Origin of the sequence: Brevibacillus aydinogluensis, from assembly GCF_961514395.1 — a bacterium.
Taxonomy (GTDB): domain Bacteria; phylum Bacillota; class Bacilli; order Brevibacillales; family Brevibacillaceae; genus Brevibacillus; species Brevibacillus aydinogluensis.
This window is the reverse complement of sequence record NZ_OY569118.1, coordinates 647,844-663,373: the sequence shown is the minus strand read 5'-3', so window position 1 is coordinate 663,373 and position 15,530 is coordinate 647,844. Positions and strand designations below refer to the sequence as shown.

Here is a 15,530-nt window from a genome sequence, read left to right as displayed (position 1 = left end):
TCTTAGTAGGACACGTACACGTCGGTCAACAGTTCGCTCGCATCCGGATACGGGCTTTCCTCCGCGAACCGGATCGCCGCCTGCACGGCTGCGTCCACGTCACGCTCGATGCCGTTGATCTCATCAGCCGTCAGCGTCTGCGTGGCAAGCAGGTGATTACGGAACAGGGCGATCGCATCCCGTTCGTTGAGATGTTCGGCCTTCTCTTCCTCTGTTTTGTACTTTTGGGCATCACCTTCAAAATGGCCGTAATTGCGGTAGGTAATGCACTCGATCAGCGTGGGACCTTCGCCTCTGCGGGCGCGGGCGATCGCTTCACCCGCCGCGCGGTAGACAGCCAGCACATCCTTGCCGTCAACGACCACGCCGGGCATGTTGTAACCGCTTGCACGATCAGCGATACGGGTGCAGCTTGAGGCGTATGTGAACGGGGTGGCCTCTGCATATCCGTTGTTTTCCGCCACGAAGACGACCGGCAGCTTCCAGATGGCCGCCAGGTTCAGTCCTTCATGAAACGTTCCCTGATTGTTGGCCCCGTCTCCGAAGAAACAGACGCTGACCGCGCCGCTCTTTTTCAGCTTGGCCGTCAGCGCCGCTCCGCAGGCGAGCGGGAATCCGCCTCCGACGATTCCATTTGCGCCGAGCATGCCTTTGTCCAGATCGGCGATGTGCATCGAGCCGCCCTTCCCTTTGCACAGGCCGGTGGCTTTGCCGTACAGCTCCGCCATCATGCCGTTCAGGTCACATTCCTTGGCGATGCAGTGACCGTGGCCGCGGTGCGTGCTGGTAATGCTGTCCTGCTGGTTCAAATGGGCGCCAACTCCTACCGCGATCGCCTCTTCTCCCGCGTACAGATGAACGAAACCCGGCAGTTTGCCCTGCCCGAACAGCAGGTGAACCGCGTCTTCAAACTTCCGGATCTCCACCATCTTGCGGTACATCCATCTCGCCTGTTCGCGGGACAGTACCTGTGCTTCCGCTTGTGTCGCTTTCATCGCTTACGCCTCCCATCGTGATTTGTCGGCAGCAAAAACCGCTCTTGCCTCCTGTCTGAATTGCAACCACCGTGCCAGCCGTTTACGTCTCGTGCAAACAGCAATCGGATGCGGATTTTTCCCTATTCCGCATATCCCCGCGTCCGCAGCGAGCGGCACCGGATGAGACACATTCCCAAATCGTCCCGTTTTGTCTCATGCGCTGTACGCGTGCGGACATAAAAAAACGCCGGTTCACAACAAACCGACGTTGCCGTTTCGCTCCTTCAACGAGGCAAGCGACCGTTTCGCGTCTGCTTCCAGCGAGGCGGGGCAGGCGCTCATCTCCTCCACCGTTCCCAGCCCTGCCAGCACGTCCCGCACCCGCCCGACAAATGCGTCTACGCCCCCGCTCATGCCCAGTTCGCTCAGGCTGGCCATGCGCTCCGGCACCACACGGGGAAAGGCGTCTGCCGGTGCACCTTTTCCAGCCATCCGGTAAAAGTCTCGCGCCGCTTCACCGTACGAGCAGCCGCTCCCTTCCGTCAGAACAAACGCCTGCACGATGACAGCGCGCGAGAGCCGCCTCTGGGCAATCCCGCAAAATTTGAGACCGTCGATGCTAAGATCGTACGAACCGGGACAGTAGGCTCCCTCCACTTCGCCTGTTTGCACCCGCTGTCCCGTCGTGCCAAGGACCGCTCGAATCAAGGCCGCCATGCGCTCGAAATGCGGTTCGGGGGTGAGATCATGGGCAGGCGCCTGCATGACCAAAGACAGGTTCACCACCCCGCCGTCGAGCGGAACCGCCGCTCCGCCCGAGTGTCTGACAGCCGTCTGGCACCCCCGCTCCCGCAGCAGTCGGACGGCCAGCGCTGCATTCGGCAGCTTGGCGTCCTGCGCTCCCAGCACCATCGCCCGCCGGTGCCTCCAGAGATGGACCAGCGGCGGCACCGCTTCTGTTTCCCGCGCCGCCAGCCGGGCGTATGCTTCGTCGATGCCAAACGGGATTAAAACGTCTCCGGTCTGGATGGATGCGGCCGTGTTCAGCATGCGGATGACAGGCATGTCATTCATTAGGTTCCTCCTTGCGCCTACAACTGATATTTTTTCAGCTTCCGGTAAAACGTGCTGCGCGGAATCCCCAGCATCTCCGCCGCCACGGAAGCGCTCCCGTTGCTCTTTTCCAACGCCCGGACGATCGCGTTTCGCTCCAACTGCTCCCGATACGTGAGCGGACGAGGGGAAGGGGATGGCGCTGCGGATTGCGGTGGCAGACCCAGAGAACATTCCGGCTGCACCGCCTCTAAAAGAAAGCGCTTCCATTCTTCGCGCGGCGACACCCTCATCCGTTCCAGCACGTTGAACAGTTCCCGGATATTCCCCGGCCAGTCATAGGCAAGCAATACCTCCATCACATCTGCCGGCAGTTCCAGCGCGAAGCCGTTCTGACTGCAATAGTGACGGATCAGAGACGGGATGTCTTCTTTTCGCTCCCGCAGCGGCGGAACCGTGATCGGCAGCACGTGCAGCCGGTAATACAAATCCTCCCGAAACGCTCCTTCCTTCACCAGTTGACGCAGGTTGCGGTGCGTGGCGGCGATGACGCGAACGTTCACCGAAATCTCCTCCGCACTTCCGATCGGGGTGACCTTTCGTTCCTGCAGCACCCGCAACAGCGCCACCTGCATCGCATGCGGTATCTCGCCGATCTCATCCAAAAACAACGTGCCGCCGTCCGCCTGAACAATCTTCCCGCTGTAACCGCGGCGCCTGGCTCCGGTAAAGGCGCCCTCGGCGTACCCGAACAATTCGCTTTCCATCAGCTCGCGCGGCACCGCTCCGCAGTTCACCGCCACAAACGGCCCCTCCGCCCGCGGACTGCTGTCGTGAATCGCCCGGGCGATCAATTCCTTTCCCGTGCCGCTTTCTCCGTAAATGACAACGGTGCCGTCCGATGGGGCAATCCGTTCGACTTCGCGCAGGGTAAACTGAAAGGCGCGGCTCGTGCCTGCCTCTCCGCGAAACCGAACTCGGGAAACGGCACGGCCGGTTGCCTGCTGCTGGAACCCGGAGATGGCACTGTCGGTTGCCTGCTGCAGGAGCCCGGAGACGGCACGGCCTGTCCCGTGCAGATGGACCCGGGACTCGCTGCGGAGCAGTTCGATCCGGTAACCGATCAGCCCTCCGTGCCTGAGCGAGTACAGGGGAATCTGAATGCCTTCCCGAAAGCCGGATTCCCGCACCTGTTCACGGGGCGCTTCAGCCCAGCCGCGCATCGCCTGCCGGACGCTGCGGCTGGCGTACACCACCCGCTGATCCTGATTGCAGACCACCCAGAGGCGCTCTTCTTCGTCCGGCTCCTCCACCGCCAACCGCATCAATTCCAGGTCATCCCGCTGCCGCTCTTTCATCCACTCCTGCTCGATCAAGAAAGCCAGCGAAGAGACCGTGGCCATCATCTGGGGATGGCTGCGGGCCAACGGAGCGGAAACATCCACCACCCCGATCAAGGTTCCGTTTCCGTCCCGGATCGGTGCCGCCGAACAGCTCCAGGAGTGAGACGCGACGGAGTAGTGTTCCGTACCGTTGACCATGATCGGCTCGCCCGCCATGAGCGCCGTGCCGATCGCATTGGTTCCCACCTCGTCCTCCGTCCAGCGCACACCTTCCCGAAAATTGATGGCGTGCGCCTCCTGAAGCGTTCGCTGTTCTCCCTGCATGCTGAGCACGTAGCCCTCCGGATCGATCACCAGGGCAATCATCCCGACATCGCGAATAAACGGAGACAGCCTGCTGATCTGCGGCAAGGTCAACTCCAGAAGGCGGCGGTTTTTTTCCTTTTGCAGTTCCCAGGCTTCCCCCTTCAGGACCTTCCTCCCTTTTCCTTCGTACGGATTGACTTTCCCGATCTTGCAACGATGCCACGATTCCGAGATTCGTTTGTTGAGTCGCGCCGAGTCCAATACGCCTTCTTGAACAAAACGTTTCCACATGCTGAGCGAAACGCTTTCCTCAATCATGCATCCTCCACCCTCCGCTCCTCAATTCTGTCCCGCTGCCTTAACAATATATTGAATTTTCTGTTTTTTCAAGAAGTTATCCAGTTAGAAGCGAAGGTGAGAACCGAACAGCACCGAGCCACTCAAAAACGGCCGACTTCTCTACGAAAGGCGGCCGTATCTCCTTACAGCAGTCGCGAAATTGCATCCATCACCTGTTCTTTTTGAAACGGCTTGACGAGAAAGTCCCGCGCGCCTGACTTCATCGCTTCCAGCACTTTCTGACGGTGGCCGATCGCAGAGCAGATCAGCACCCGTGCCTCCCTGTCGTACGCCAGAATCTCCCGCATCGCCTCGATGCCCTGCATCTCGGGCATACTGATGTCCATGGTGACGATGTCCGGTTTCAGTTCCTTGTACTTGGCAATCGCTTCTATCCCGTTGGCGGCTTCCCCGCACACCTCATGCACGTCGCCGACCATGTCGGCCAGCATCCGCCTCATAAACGCCGCGTCGTCCACAATCAACAAACGGGCCACGCACTTTTTCCCCCTTGAACCGTCTCGCACTTTCTCTTTTTACTTTTACAAAAAACGCGAGACTTGTCCACGAAAGAAATTGGCTGTTTTTGTCGAACTGCCCGTTATGTCCGTTATCGACCGGTGGTAAAACCGATCGGCTGTTCCGCCTCTCCCGCAGTGGCCAGCGGGCTGTCCGGTTTCGGATGGGGCGTCGTCTCGCCGATCTCCGGTATTTCCACCTGCGTGAACTCGTCCGGGATGTCCACCTGGGGAATTTCCACAATCTCCTTTTCCATGATATCCTCCTTTGCCCAACGTATTGCCGGTGTCATCGGCGCTCCCCGTTATCGTTCCCCGAGCGGCCGCGCCCCATTCCCCGCCGCATGTTTTACCCGGCAGGACATGCGCATCGCCACACCTGCACCATTTTGCTCCGCCCCTTCTCTTTTTTTCCAAACAGAGGATTTTTGGCCTATGTTGTAGAAGTGTGTTCAATTACGTTTGTTTTTTAGGGAGGATCGAGTCATGCCCAAACTGCAGCCGTTTTCCGCCCTGTTCGTGGGTCTGGTCATCGCCCTGCTCCTGTTGATCACCAGCCAGTTTATGACCAGCATGACACACCTGCAGCAGTTCAACCAAACTGGGAATGCCAAGCACAAGCTGCGGGTGGCGCTCCTTTTGGAAGGGCCCACGTACGACCAGGGTTGGAACAGCAGTGCGCTGGAGAGCCTGACGGAATTGAAGAAAACGTACGGGTTTTCCCTGGAAGTCGCCAGCAATCTGAAGCCGGAACAGATTACCGCCGTGACGCAGCAGTACGCCTCCAACGGCTATGATCTGATCTTCGGTCACGGTGTCATTTTTTCCGAGCCGTTCACCCAGATCGCTCCCCTCTACCCGGAGACGCGTTTCATCTCCTTTAACGGGGAAGCGGTCCACCCCAACCAGACGACCATCTGCTACGATATGAAACCGGCCGGCTATCTCGTCGGGAAACTGGCCGCCACCATGTCCAAGACCCGCAAAGTCGGCTATATCCTGACGGACAAACCGACCGAGTACAAGCAGTTGGAAGGTTTCCAGGAGGGGGTCAGAAACACAAATTCGCGCACGCAGCTAATCGTCGAGAAAGTGCCTGATTTCAACGACGTGGAGGGTGCCACCCGGGCCGCCAAAAGCATGATTGCCAAAGGTGTGGACGTGATCTACACGACCGGCGACAGCTACAATCTGGCGGTCATCACGGAAGCGCAGCGGGCCAACATCTACGCCATCGGCTACATTGCCGACCAGCGCTACATCGCCCCCAACCACGTGCTCGCCTCGTTGATTCAGGACGTCCGGCAGTGCTACCGAACCCTGATGGCCCAGTACACCGCCGGCACGCTTCCTTCCGGTACGGTCACCTACGGTCTGGCCGAGGGCGTAAATCGGTTAAGCACGTTTGGCCCGATGGTGCCGCCGGAGGTACGCGCCGAAATGCAGCAGGAATTTGAACGCCTTACTCATCATCGCCAGCAATAGGTGGAGGATTATCTACATGTCTCCGTTTCGAAACTTAGGGTTTCAGAAAAAAATGATGCTCAGTTACCTTGTCATGATGCTTCTGATCGGCTGTGTCACAACGTTGTTCAGCTACCAGATGACCAAAGTCACCACGGACGAGACACACCTGACGCAAAACGTGCTGCCGCAGGCGAGCAGCCTGCTTGACATCAAAAACCAGATGTACATGAAAACGTATGCGCTGAAAATGTACACCATCACCCGAGAGCCGTCCTATCTGGACGAGTACTACACCAACCTGATTGACACGTCGCGCTTCGAATCCATCCCCAAGACAGACACCAACAGCGACTTGTTTGCCATCATTGAATCTATTAGTGAACTGGATTTTCTGTTCTTGAACAAAATCAACCCGTTGCTGAAAGCCAACAACGTGGAGGCGGTCAGCTACGTCCTCACCCAGGAAGTGCAGCCGCACATCGACAAGTTGGAAAAGCAGCTCACCTTTTCGCTCAACCGGCTGGAATTCCAGACGAACAAGGAGTTTCAGCGGACCAACGAGAGCCTGAAAGTCTCCCTCATCCTCACCTATTCAGTCTCCGTGGCCGCCATTCTGTTTGGACTGTTCTGCACGTTCTACTTCCGCAAGGAGCTGCTCCGGCCGATCCAATCGCTGATCCAGCAGGTGCGCAAAGTGTCCAAAGGCACGTTCGGGCAGCAGATCATCTACAGCACCCGGGATGAGTTTTACGAGCTGGCCCAGGAGTTCAACCGGATGTCGAGAAACATCGCCCGCCTGTTTCAGCAGGATGAAGCCCGCCGCCTGGTACTGGAAGAGGAGAAAAACGTGCGCGAGCAGATCCTGAACTCGCTGCCGGTCGGGGTCATCACTCGCCACTATCACTCTGCCTGGGTGCACATCAATCAAAAGGCGAACGAACTGGTACAGCTGGACAAGAACTACTTTCCGCAGACCGACGATCCCTCCGTCTGGGAACAATCGCCGGATACGGACGAGGCGCCGTGGTTTGAAAACCGGAAGATCACCCTGTACAAGCAGGATGGCAGTTCGTTCACCGCGCTGGTCTCCTACGTGCCGCTGCGAAACCAGCACAACCGGGAGGCAGGGTGGATGGTCACCTTTACCGACATCACGGAACAGGAAAAGGTGCAGGCGTACCTGCACCAGTCGGAAAAGCTGGCCATGGTCGGCCAGTTGGCAGCCGGTGCCGCCCACGAAATCCGCAACCCGTTGACCGTCATCTACGGCTTTATTCAACTGCTCCAGCAGCGCCTCCCCGACGAGGAGCGCGACCGCCACTACCTGCCGCTCATCCTGCAGGAGATCGAGCGGGTCAACAAAATCGTGACGGAACTGCTGATGCTCTCCAAGCCGTCACAGCCCAACTACCGGGAAGTGGCGCTGGCCCAGGTGCTGGACTCAATTCTTCCGCTGATCAAGGCGGAAGCGACGCTGCACGGCATCGAAATCGTCGACCTCTGCGACAAGGAGACACGCATGCCGGTGGACGTGGAACAGCTGAAACAGATTTTGCTCAACCTGATGAAAAACAGCATCGAAGCGATGCGGCAGGGCGGCGTCCTCACCGTGGAAAACCGGGTGGACGAGAATTATGTGAACATCCACATCCGCGACACCGGCGAAGGCATCCCGCCAGAGCATCTGAACCGGATATTCGACCCGTTTTTCTCGCTCAAGGAAGACGGCACCGGACTGGGTCTGCCGATCACCCGGCGCATGGTGGAAAACCACGGCGGAGACATGCGCATCTTCAGCAAAGTGGGAGAAGGCACGGAAATCGTCATTTCCCTCCCGATCCAGCCGCGCGCCCTCGAGGGCAGCGCTTAATCCCGGGCAACGCTGTCCAGCCAGGCAAACATCCGCCGGGTGTACGTCTCCATCCGCTCTCCCTGGAACAGGTGGCTGGCTCCGTCCACCAGCCACAGCTCACAGGGTTTGCCGCACCGCTGCAACGCGTCCGCCAGGCGAATGGCGTGCTCCACTCCCACGTTTTGGTCTTCTGTCCCGTGGATGATCAGCACGGGGCAGGCAATCTCCGCCGCCCGGTAGACGGGCGACCGCCAGCGGTACGCCTCCGGCTGCTTGCGCGGGTGGCCGACGACGCGGCGAAGCATGCGCCGCAGGTCAACTCGCTCCTCGTAGGTGAGAAACAGGTCGCTGACCCCTCCCCACACCACCGCCGCGCGAATCCCGGGACACTCGATCGCTGCCAAGAGCGACATGATCCCGCCGCGGGAAAACCCGTAGACGCTGATCCGCGTCCGATCCACGCCCGGCATCGCCCGCAGCAGCTCGTAGGCGGCGAACACATCGTGCCGGTCCTCGCCGCCGAACTCGTCCCGTCCCTCGCCTCCTTCGTTTCCGCGGTAGTGCGGAGCCAGCACCACGTATCCAAACGACGCCAATTGGCTGATCCGCTCAGGCCTCACCTTCCCGACGCCCTTGATGCCGCCGCGGCAGTAGAGCAGCGCCGGAAGTTCCGCCGCTTCTGCATCAGGAACAGCCAGAAGCGCTTTGACGCGCAATCCCTGGCTGAGATAGGTGACGGTGTACAGCCGGACGCCCGGTTGGACCGGCAGTTCGGGCTTCAGCTCCAGGAACGGCGCGCACGCCATGTTGCCTCCTGTTTGCACACGGACTCCTCCTCGTCTCCTTCGTCTTGCATTAAGATGCCCCGTTTTGCCTCCTACGCCTGGATGGGCATGGCGAAAATGCAAAAAGGGAAGAAGGGACGGTAACCGGTCCTTCTTCCCGATATGTCAAACCAGTATCAACAAGGCTTAATAGCCGCGTTTTGCGTTCTTTTTGTTGATGGTAGCAAGGTTCTCTTCGCTGTGCTTCAGCCAACGCTTCAGTTTGTCCTCGAAGGAAGCAGAGCTGTCACGTCTTGCGTTTCCTCCGCGGTCTCCTCCGCGATAGCCACCGCCACGGCGCTCGTCGCGATCGCTGCGCTCCGGCGCAGGCAGTGCAGCGCGAACCGAAAGCGAGATTTTGCCTGCATCATCAATGGAGAGTACTTTTACCTTCACCTGATCTCCCACGGAAAAGTGATCGTTAATGTCCTTAACAAAACCGTTTGCTACTTGGGAAATGTGGACCAGCCCCTGCTCGGTTTCGCTGACTGCTACGAACATCCCAAACGGTTTAATCGCTGTCACTTTTCCCTCGATGATGCTTCCCACTTGTACTGCCATTCAGTTTGCACTCCTTTTATCATTTCCCAAAAATGTAAGAGAACCTCTACCAGAAGCCTCATTTCATAAGTATAACAGAGAAATTCAAATACTGAAAAGCCTAATCTTTTGCCGAAGCACACCGGCCGGCAGAGGTGAAAAACGATGGAAAAAGATGCAGGGAAGGACGCCTGGGTGCGTGTCCGATCCCCCTGTATTAGGATGGATGAGCTGCTCATCTTTTATCACGCCGTTTTTGTCCGGGCCACGCCCGCGCAAGCACGATCAGCAGCAGCATCGTGCACGCGCCGCTGGCATCCAGCACCACGTCAGCCACCTGTCCCGTCCTGTCCGGGGTAAAAGTTTGATGCCACTCGTCCAGCACTGCCACCGCCAGCGTCAAAAATGCGCTCCACGGCAGTGCGACCGCAAACGGTGCGAAGCGGCGCAGCACGCGGTACCCGGTCAGGGCGAGCAGGGCAAATGTGGCAAAATGGGTTCCTTTGCGGAGGAAAAATTCAATAAACCCGTCAATGCCGCTTGCCTCTACGCTGATCTCCTGTTTTCCGTAGCGAAACGACACGTCCTTCAGACGTTCGCCCACCGCTTGTTCGTCAATGAAGCGGGAAATGGTTCCGCGCATGTCTTGTTTGTAGTAAGGCTGGGACGACGAAACGTACAAGCCGGCCAATATGGCGACCAGCAGCAGCACGTCCAACAGCCGAACGAATGTCTTCACGCTCTTCTTCCTTTCGCGGGAATGTTCCGCTTTCATTGTACCAGGAATCCGCCCGTCGCACGCCTGCAAAATGTCACGAATGGGCGTCGCGCGCCGTCACCGGCAGCGGTTGAAAATCCTCTTCGGTCAGCTCGTGCCTGTCCCGTACGGTGACGGCCTCCTCCCCCTTTGCCACTTGAACTATTTCCTGCCGTTGTCGCATGCGCGCATCCCGGCGGCGGACCTGTTCATTTTCCCACCAGGCACGCAGCCGGCTGCGCAGTTCCGCCAGTGACAATCCGGCGCGATTGGCCAACCTCTGCTCAGTGGCGTGCTGCATCGCCGGCACAAGGACGAGAACGGCATAGGCGGCCAGGAGCAGACCCGTCAACAGCGCGACAGCAAACGAGGCGTGAAGGGCGGCGCCTTCCATCCACCCGGCAGCCAGCGGCAGACAGGCGGCAGCCGTCGCCGCCAAAACGCACACCAGCGGCCGGATCGCCCGGACTGTCCCGACACGAATCCCTTTGAGGACGGAGGGAGCAGCGTCCGCGCGGAACAATTCGTCCAGATGGATCAACGCCTGCTGTGTCATCACGGCACAGACGGCAGCGATGCCGTACACGCCCATCAGGTTGAGCGGCCGATCCAGCCAGAGCAGCCCGACCGTCACCCCTCCGGCCAAAACGGGCAGCAGCGCGAGCGCCACCATCCCTTGCCGCATCCGCCGGTAAAGAAGCAGACTGCACAGAAGCACTGCGGCCGCCGCCACGGCTACTGCCAGCAACCGTCCGGCCGTATCCTTTTTGTTTGCTTCCGCTTCTTCCAGCTTGTCCCATTCGCTTGCATTGAGGATCTCGTATCCTTCCGGAATCGTGAATATCTCCTTCATGTTGTCAGGGATCACATACGACAAGCTCCTGATTCGATCTTGCATGGAAACGGCACTGCTCAATTTGATTACGTACATGCCGTCCACGCGGCGATAGACGGGCGGTTCATCGACAATTGTCCATTCCGTCAGGTCACCCAGACGGACGGCTCCCTGCGGCGTGCGAATCAGGATCTGTTTCACCTGGTCGGGATGCTCCATCCACTTGTCGGGGAAGCGGGCGGTTACCGGTACCGCCCCGTTGTCTCCGTACAGGGTTCCGGCCTGCTGCTTTCCAAGATAGGTGGCCAACTGCCGCTTGATCTCCTCCTCCGTCACGCGGTAGCGGACGAGCATCTCCGGTCTGGGGCGAATGGCGATATACGTCCCCGTATCGCCTTCGCCGAGGCGCTCGTCGGTGATGATCTCCCGCCCGTCTTTGTCCGTCCACCGCAGCTCCTGCAGGTAGGCGACCGTCTGGGAGGCGATCTCCCGGACTGTGTGCAGGGACGGCCCTTTTACATAAAATTCCAACCTCGTCTTCTGGTCCTCTGAAAGCACGACGGCAAACGGATCGGTGCCGGGGATCTCCCGAAGTCGTTTGTCCAGCTCTTTTTCCAGTTCCGTCGGCGTCCGGGTCCAGCGGCTCTTGTCAATCAGTTTCAGATGAAAGGTAAGCCGCTCCCGACTGGCTGTCGTGTACAGGTCGCGCACTTCTTCCAGTCCGGAAAGACGCTCTTCCGCCACCCGGGCGGCTTGAATCGCCTCATCCAGCGTGCTGCCCTTGACCATCTCCAGCGACAGCGTCTTCTCCTGTCCATCGATATCCCCGTACGGTTCGGTCAGGACAAAGGCGTCCAACAGCACGACGGCCAACAGCGAGAGGGCCACGGTAATCCCGTACGGCAGAAAGCCCTGGTTGACAGAGCGCTCCCACCGGTTCTTCAGGAAGCGGCCCACCCTGCCGCCCAGCAGGCTGCCCGCCAAATGCTTCCGCTCTGCGGCCGGTCCAGCGGCCGCGCCGCCGGTCAGCCATTGAGCGGCCTGCACCGGCACGATAAACCCGTACACCAGAAGCATGGTCAACGTCCCCAGCGTAAGAACCGGCAGTGCGTCATATAAAAGAGGCAGGTCGGCTGCTTTGACAAAGTCGGTCACCATCAGCACGCACCAGCCGGCGGCACAGACGACGACAGCCAGCAGCAGCGGCTTCAGCAGAGACCATGCCTCGCGCAGGCCGAGCACCGGCGACAGCTGCCCCGCTCCGGCCAGCCGATGGATCAACGCCGCTGCCGCCCCGACGTACAGCAGAGCAAAGACGGCTGTCGGGCCGAGCGAGGTCAACGTCAGCGGCACACCAATCAGCCACATGCCGCCCAACAGCGCTCCCAGCGACAGACATGCCGCGTACAGCATCAGCAGGGCGGCCATCGCACTGCGGAGCCATACGCCAAGCATCACTGCCGCCCCCAACCCGGCCACGGCCACAAGCCAGCCGATGTCGCGCAGCGCCGCCGTCAACGCCTGTGACCGGTCTTCCACCAGATCCAGCGTGTACCTGCCCGCTGCCTGTTCGTTCCACTCAGCCACGGCCTGCGCCACTTTGGCCCGGATGGCGGGAACCTGGGCCGCTTCCGTCGCGAAGACGCTGATCCCCACCGCCGGTTCGCCGCGATAGAGTGTCACCTCTTCCCCTCTGCTCCCCCGCAAATCGCGCACCTCGGCCAGTTCTTTCAGCGGCACGTATCCCTTCTCCGTGGCGATCAGCTTTTGGGCCAGCTCCTGTGGGCCTGACAGTTGGCCCTTCCACTGGAAAGCGGTCCGCTCACCGCCGGTTCCGACAGCGCCCACCTGCTCGTCCGCGCCGACGCCGCGCAGCTGTCCCAGCACATCCCCCGGAGTCAGGCCGTAGGTTAGCAGCATGGAGGGGCGAAACACCAGCTCCACCTCTTCCCGGACGCTGTGGTCCTCCACCTCCACGCGGGCTACGCCCGGGATGGAGGCCAGTTTGTCATGCACCGCGTAGCGGGCCGCGTCGGCCAGTGCCTGCACGTCCGCACCGTGCAGCAGATAACGGCCGATCTGATTGTCGGCCAGGTTGGCCTGGCTGAGACGCCAGCCGCTTATCGGCAACCGCGCTGTCGTCTCTTGCAGTTTCTGCTCCAATCGGCCTTTGTAGGAGCTGGCCGGCCGTCCCGCCGTCTTGACTGTGAGCGTCGCCCCTCCCGATCGGGATTCGGCGCTGATGTGCACCCCGGCGTCCAGTTCGCGGACTGCATTCTCCACGGGACGGGTCACAGACTCGTCCACGGCTTCCGCCGACATGCCGGGAGCCTCCAGGGCAATGACGTACTCCGGCAGGGGGCGGTCGGGAAACAGCGCGACATCCATCCTGGAAAGGGCGCCGACAGTCAGCAGGCAGCAGACGAGCGCCAGCAGCCCGGCCAGCGTCGGCAACGTCGAAGTGTAAGTGCGTTTACTCATCGGCCACTTTCACCACCTCACCGTCCGCCACATAGGAGAGTCCGGAACTGACGATCATATCGCCCGGCTTCAGCCCTTCCAGGACTTCATAATGGGGGCCGTACACATTGCCCACCTTGACGGGTGTTTTCCTGACCGTGTTCTCCTCGATCACCATGACGTAGTGGGATTCTTCGGAGATGCCGACACTGCTCGCGGGCACCAGCACTCCCCCGCTCGGCTTCACCTGATAGCGGCAGGTGACGGTCATACCCCCTTTCCAGACGTGCTCCCGGCCGCTGATTGTCACCTCTACCGGATACGTGCCGGTTCCGGCGTCGATCACCGGCGCCACGAAGCTGACTGTCCCCTCCGTCTCCGTACCGTCCGGCGCTTTTACCGTCACCGTTTTGCCCACGGCAAAATTGCTGATTTGCTCACCGGTCACCTGCAGCTTGACCAGCCAGCCTGAGGTGTCCACCAGGCGCATCACCTCGCTGCCCGGCCCCGTCTGCTCCGACTCCGCCTGCGATATCGACGCCACCACGCCCGAAAACGGCGCCTTCAACACGGCGTCCGCCGCCTCTTGCCGGGCCCGCTCCAACTGTACTCTGGCCTGCTGCACTTCGGCGTTGGCCTCTTCCACGTCCAGCTTGTCCGCTCCCTTCAGCAGATTGTCGTAGCGGATCTGCTTCTCCTCCAGGTCCAGTTTCGCCTGTCGCTCGCGGAGAGCCAGGCTGTCCAGCTCCTCTTTGGAAATGGCGCCGTTGGCGTAAAGCAGCTTTCCGCGCGCGTGCTCTTCCGCCGCCTGGGCAGCCGTCTGCCTGGCCTTTTCAAGCTGTATCTTCTGCGCCTCCACCTCGTGCTGCTCCGGCCCCTGCAACGCCTTTGCCCGACGAATGGCGGCACTGGCCACCTGCCCCTGGGCCGCGTTCACCTCCTGCTGCCACACGGACGTGTCGAGTGTGGCCAATGTCTCTCCCTGCTTGACCACACTGCCCTTTTTTACAAAAATATTGGCAATCCGGCCCGATCGGCCAAACGAAAGCGGCAGTTCCTTGAGCGGGGCCACCACACCGGCGATCTCCTGGGTCATGCCGTCATGCTGTTCGACCGTGTAGGCTTTCACCGTCTTCACCTTGATCACGCTTTCTTCTTGCAGGCGCTTCAGGTTTTCCACGCTTTTCTCCAGTTTTTCGCACCCGGCAATCAGCAGGGCAGCGAGGGAAAGCCCGATCCATTTCTTCATTCCATCAACCCCTACCCCGGACTCGATATGTCGAAACATGAAACATAAACAGAAAATGGGACAATTAGTACAAAATAATTTTACCGAAAGGATTCTACTTGCGCCACTTTTCTGTCGATTTTTACGATTCTTTACTTTACGTCTGCCACCGCGCCTTGTCCTCTTGGGCAAACAGGCGGAATTCCCCCCTTCTTTTCAGCCGATCGCCACTTCTGGTAAGATGGAGGTAGCCCGATTTTGTCAGCGCTTTCACGCGTCGCTTTTTCTCAATATTTCGAATGGTGGGAGTGAGCTTCATGGCAAAGATCTACTCGTCCTATGCGGAAATCGTGCAAGACATCCACGACGGTGCCACCTTGCTGGTCGGCGGTTTCGGTCTGGTGGGCATCCCGGAGAACCTGATCATCGCACTTCGCGACAAGGGCGTGAAGGACCTCACCGTCGTCTCCAACAACTGCGGCGTCGACGACTGGGGGCTTGGTCTTCTGCTCAAGGAAAAGCAGATTAAGAAAATGATCTCGTCCTACGTGGGGGAAAACAAGGAGTTTGAGCGGCAGTTCCTCTCAGGAGAACTGGAAGTGGAACTGACGCCGCAGGGGACGCTGGCTGAACGTCTCCGGGCCGGCGGGGCCGGCATTCCCGCATTCTACACACCTGCCGGCGTCGGCACCCCGATCGCCGAGGGAAGGGAAACCCGCGTGTTCAACGGCAAGGAGTACCTGCTGGAACACGCCATCACCGGCGACTTCGCCCTGATCAAGGCATGGAAGGCGGATAAGATGGGCAACCTCGTCTACCGCAAGACGGCCCGCAACTTCAATCCGATGATGGCCGCCGCCGGGAGAATCACCATCGTCGAAGTGGAAGAAATCGTCGAGACAGGTGAGCTGGACCCCGATCAGATTCACACCCCCAGCATTTACGTGCAGCGTTTGATCCAGGCTCCGTCGTTTGAAAAACGGATCGAACGACGCACGGTGCGGCAGTAATTCCAGCAAAAGGAGGATGCA

The 15,530-nt window shown here is 59.7% G+C and carries 13 protein-coding genes; 3 read left to right on the top strand and 10 right to left on the bottom strand.

Annotated features, from left to right (window positions below):
• Window positions 1–2: 2 nt before the first annotated feature.
• From Q7F15_RS03170 to Q7F15_RS03150, 5 genes are all read right to left on the bottom strand, one after another.
• Window positions 3–995 (bottom strand): thiamine pyrophosphate-dependent dehydrogenase E1 component subunit alpha, encoded by a 993-nt coding sequence (locus Q7F15_RS03170; RefSeq protein WP_171566796.1) that lies wholly within the window; start codon window positions 993–995, stop codon window positions 3–5.
• A gap of 234 nt (window positions 996–1,229) precedes the next feature.
• Complete coding sequence (locus tag Q7F15_RS03165) at window positions 1,230–2,051, bottom strand: lipoate--protein ligase family protein (RefSeq protein ID WP_230077404.1); 822 nt, start codon at window positions 2,049–2,051, stop codon at window positions 1,230–1,232.
• A 17-nt stretch (window positions 2,052–2,068) separates the two neighbouring features.
• Window positions 2,069–3,997 (bottom strand): sigma-54-dependent Fis family transcriptional regulator, encoded by a 1,929-nt coding sequence (locus Q7F15_RS03160; RefSeq protein WP_304415090.1) that lies wholly within the window; start codon window positions 3,995–3,997, stop codon window positions 2,069–2,071.
• A 164-nt stretch (window positions 3,998–4,161) separates the two neighbouring features.
• The gene (locus tag Q7F15_RS03155; protein ID WP_171566793.1) at window positions 4,162–4,515 is read right to left on the bottom strand and encodes a response regulator; all 354 of its coding nucleotides are present in this window, start codon (window positions 4,513–4,515) and stop codon (window positions 4,162–4,164) included.
• Window positions 4,516–4,628: 113 nt separating this feature from the next.
• Complete coding sequence (locus Q7F15_RS03150) at window positions 4,629–4,793, bottom strand: hypothetical protein (protein WP_171566792.1); 165 nt, start codon at window positions 4,791–4,793, stop codon at window positions 4,629–4,631.
• 229 nt (window positions 4,794–5,022) lie between these two features.
• Between Q7F15_RS03150 and Q7F15_RS03145 the strand changes: the two genes are divergently transcribed.
• A complete protein-coding gene (locus Q7F15_RS03145; protein WP_171566791.1) occupies window positions 5,023–6,021 on the top strand; it encodes a BMP family ABC transporter substrate-binding protein in 999 nt (332 codons plus the stop codon).
• Window positions 6,022–6,037: 16 nt separating this feature from the next.
• Window positions 6,038–7,873 carry a sensor histidine kinase gene (locus Q7F15_RS03140; RefSeq protein ID WP_171566790.1) on the top strand — a complete coding sequence of 612 codons (1,836 nt, stop codon included), beginning with the start codon at window positions 6,038–6,040 and terminating at the stop codon, window positions 7,871–7,873.
• Here Q7F15_RS03140 and Q7F15_RS03135 read toward each other — a convergent pair.
• The 5 genes from Q7F15_RS03135 to Q7F15_RS03115 form a co-directional block, all read right to left on the bottom strand.
• A complete protein-coding gene (locus Q7F15_RS03135) occupies window positions 7,870–8,661 on the bottom strand; it encodes an alpha/beta hydrolase family protein (protein WP_212132899.1) in 792 nt (263 codons plus the stop codon). The genes Q7F15_RS03140 and Q7F15_RS03135 overlap by 4 nt on opposite strands.
• Before the next feature lie 165 nt (window positions 8,662–8,826).
• Window positions 8,827–9,240, bottom strand: a complete 414-nt coding sequence (locus tag Q7F15_RS03130) for a S1 RNA-binding domain-containing protein (RefSeq protein ID WP_212132891.1) — start codon at window positions 9,238–9,240, stop codon at window positions 8,827–8,829.
• Window positions 9,241–9,454: 214 nt separating this feature from the next.
• Window positions 9,455–9,958, bottom strand: coding sequence for a VanZ family protein (locus tag Q7F15_RS03125; protein WP_171566788.1), 504 nt, complete (start codon window positions 9,956–9,958; stop codon window positions 9,455–9,457).
• 73 nt (window positions 9,959–10,031) lie between these two features.
• Window positions 10,032–13,292 (bottom strand): efflux RND transporter permease subunit, encoded by a 3,261-nt coding sequence (locus Q7F15_RS03120; RefSeq protein ID WP_304415089.1) that lies wholly within the window; start codon window positions 13,290–13,292, stop codon window positions 10,032–10,034.
• Window positions 13,285–14,520, bottom strand: coding sequence for an efflux RND transporter periplasmic adaptor subunit (locus Q7F15_RS03115; RefSeq protein ID WP_230077409.1), 1,236 nt, complete (start codon window positions 14,518–14,520; stop codon window positions 13,285–13,287). Before Q7F15_RS03115 ends, Q7F15_RS03120 begins: the two co-directional genes overlap by 8 nt.
• A gap of 296 nt (window positions 14,521–14,816) precedes the next feature.
• Here Q7F15_RS03115 and Q7F15_RS03110 point away from each other — a divergent pair, with 296 nt between their 5' ends.
• A complete protein-coding gene (locus Q7F15_RS03110; protein WP_171566785.1) occupies window positions 14,817–15,509 on the top strand; it encodes a CoA transferase subunit A in 693 nt (230 codons plus the stop codon).
• Window positions 15,510–15,530 lie beyond the last annotated feature (21 nt).

Bases quoted from the DNA above. Each gene is read 5' to 3' on its own strand.
- Q7F15_RS03170 (WP_171566796.1), bottom strand. From the start codon at position 995: ATGAAAGCGACACAAGCGGAAGCACAGGTACTGTCCCGCGAACAGGCG.
- Q7F15_RS03165 (WP_230077404.1), bottom strand. From the start codon at position 2,051: ATGAATGACATGCCTGTCATCCGCATGCTGAACACGGCCGCATCCATC.
- Q7F15_RS03160 (WP_304415090.1), bottom strand. From the start codon at position 3,997: ATGATTGAGGAAAGCGTTTCGCTCAGCATGTGGAAACGTTTTGTTCAA.
- Q7F15_RS03150 (WP_171566792.1), bottom strand. From the start codon at position 4,793: ATGGAAAAGGAGATTGTGGAAATTCCCCAGGTGGACATCCCGGACGAG.
- Q7F15_RS03145 (WP_171566791.1), top strand. From the start codon at position 5,023: ATGCCCAAACTGCAGCCGTTTTCCGCCCTGTTCGTGGGTCTGGTCATC.
- Q7F15_RS03140 (WP_171566790.1), top strand. From the start codon at position 6,038: ATGTCTCCGTTTCGAAACTTAGGGTTTCAGAAAAAAATGATGCTCAGT.
- Q7F15_RS03135 (WP_212132899.1), bottom strand. From the start codon at position 8,661: ATGGCGTGCGCGCCGTTCCTGGAGCTGAAGCCCGAACTGCCGGTCCAA.
- Q7F15_RS03130 (WP_212132891.1), bottom strand. From the start codon at position 9,240: ATGGCAGTACAAGTGGGAAGCATCATCGAGGGAAAAGTGACAGCGATT.
- Q7F15_RS03120 (WP_304415089.1), bottom strand. From the start codon at position 13,292: ATGAGTAAACGCACTTACACTTCGACGTTGCCGACGCTGGCCGGGCTG.
- Q7F15_RS03115 (WP_230077409.1), bottom strand. From the start codon at position 14,520: ATGAAGAAATGGATCGGGCTTTCCCTCGCTGCCCTGCTGATTGCCGGG.
- Q7F15_RS03110 (WP_171566785.1), top strand. From the start codon at position 14,817: ATGGCAAAGATCTACTCGTCCTATGCGGAAATCGTGCAAGACATCCAC.